Source organism: Kitasatospora sp. NPDC001132 (assembly GCF_053598415.1).
In genome coordinates this window covers 1-1,742 of the sequence record NZ_JBSFKF010000092.1, presented here as the reverse complement: position 1 = coordinate 1,742, position 1,742 = coordinate 1, and the positions used below count along the sequence as shown (strand labels likewise).

Below are 1,742 nucleotides of genomic sequence, written 5' to 3'. Positions count from 1 at the left end.
CAATGCCACGAAGTTAAGGACTGGGCGGCGGTGTCAAGGGTGCGCGAGATAAGGGAAGTGCCTCTGCTATTCAGGGGATCGACCAAGATCTTCCTGAGAAAGCAGAGGCCCAGTGACCCAGTCTGTCACGGGCGGAACCGACGTGTTCGCGCCTGGCCATATCGGTGAGTTAACCCAGGTCATCCCAACCGAGTTGGTGGACGCAGTGCTGGACGAGACGGGGGCACGCGAGCAGCGACTGCGGAGCCTCCCCTCTCGTGTCGGGGTGTACTTCGTCCTGGCGCTCGGGTTGTTCGAGCATCTGGGCACCACACTGGTGTGGGGCAAACTCGCCACTGGACTGGGGGCCCAGGTGCCGCAGCCCTCGGAGAAGGCCCTTCGCGATCTGCGTCGGCGGGTCGGCGTGGCACCGCTCAAGCGGCTGTTCGACGTGCTGGCGGGCCCGCTGGCCCAGCCGTCCACACCCGGAGTGCGCTACCGCCGCTGGCGCACGGTCGCCTTCGACGGCTGCGGGAGTCTGAACGTCCCCGACCACGAGCGCAACCGGTCCTGGCTGGGCCGCACCGAGCGCCGCCACGGCCCGACCGGCTACCCCCGGCTGATGCTCATGACCCTTTGTGAAACAGGCACCCGCGGCCTGATTGCCGCCGTCTTCGGCTCCGCCTCCAAGGGCGAGACCGACTACGCCCACGACCTGGTCGGCCACCTGACCCCAGACATGCTCCTGCTCGCCGACCGTGCCTTCGACAGCAACGAACTGCTCGCAAACATCGCAGCTCAGGGTGCTCAGCTACTGATACGTGCCACCAGTGTCCGGCGCCCTCCGGTGCTGGCACTGCTGCCCGACGGCTCCTACCTCACCCGCATCAGCGGCGTTCCTCTCAGAGTGATCGAGGCCGACGTCCGCACGCGCACCGCCGACGGCGGCGACTTCGGCGGCACCTATCGCCTGCTGACCACCCTCCGCGACCACCGTGCCGATCCCGCTGACTGCCTGGTGCGTCTCTACCACGAGCGCTGGGAGATCGAGACCACATACCTCGCACTCCGTCACACGCTGCTCAAGGGCAGGGTGCTGCGATCGAAGGACCCCGTCGGCGTCACCCAGGAGATGTGGGGACTGCTCACCCTCTACCAGGCACTGCGCTCGACAATGGTGACCGCGGTGGAGACGATACCCGGCTGCGATCCCGACCGGGCCGGCTTCACGATCGCTCTCGAGGCAGCACGCGACACGGTCGTCAGCCCCATCGGCACGATCCCAGTCGCTGGCCCATACGGACGCCCTGACCTGGTCGGATTCATTGGAACCCGCATCCTGAAGGCACTGCTTCCCCGGCGCCGAATGCGGCTTTCCACCCGCATCGTCAAAGGCGGGATATCCCGCTACCACAGCTGGAATCGCGACGGCCGTCCCCGCGACAGTACGCCGATCACCGCTCTCGAGATCACCGTGAATCCACCGGCGCTCCCCATCGCACAGGATCCGAGCCGAGCCCCATCCGGGCGCTGGGGCCAGGTCTGCCAGATCCTGGCCGCGCACTCCAACCAGGCCATGCACACCCGTGACATCGCTCAGCACCTCGGCCTCGCCACTGCGGGGCGCCCCCTGAGCAGCCTCACCGCGCAACTCTGCTACTGGGCACGCAACGGCCGACTCATCCGAACCGCGCCGAACACCTACAAGATCACCCTCCCCGACGCCTTGACACCGCCGCCCAGTCCTTAACTTCGTGGCATTG

At 67.0% G+C, this 1,742-nt stretch carries 1 protein-coding gene; it reads left to right on the top strand.

What is annotated here, in order from left to right; translation table 11 throughout:
- Nucleotides 1–112: 112 nt before the first annotated feature.
- Nucleotides 113–1,729: an IS4 family transposase gene (locus ACWDBE_RS39070; protein WP_449793647.1), complete on the top strand. Its 1,617-nt coding sequence runs from the start codon at nucleotides 113–115 to the stop codon at nucleotides 1,727–1,729.
- The last annotated feature ends 13 nt before the right edge of the window (nucleotides 1,730–1,742 follow it).